1 protein-coding gene is annotated in these 270 nt (G+C 57.4%); it reads right to left on the minus strand.

Features of this window, described 5'->3' with window-relative positions; translation table 11 throughout:
• On the minus strand, positions 1 to 270 hold a 270-nt coding region (locus E1297_RS00280), incomplete at both ends, for a GTP-binding protein (protein ID WP_244327576.1).

The following is a 270-nucleotide window of genomic DNA, read 5'->3' on the forward strand; positions in this document are numbered from 1 at the left end:
GATCATGTTCTTGACGTAGTCGGCGTGACCCGGGCAGTCAACGTGAGCATAGTGACGGTTATCCGTCTCGTACTCGACATGCGCCGTGGAGATGGTGATGCCGCGAGCCTTTTCCTCAGGTGCAGCGTCGATCTGGTCGTAAGCTTTTGCTTCCGCGCCGCCAGCTTCCGCCAGCGTCATCGTGATTGCAGCAGTCAGCGTCGTCTTGCCGTGGTCAACGTGGCCGATGGTGCCAATGTTGACGTGCGGCTTATTGCGCTCAAATTTTTC

The organism is Roseibium sp. RKSG952, assembly GCF_009711355.1.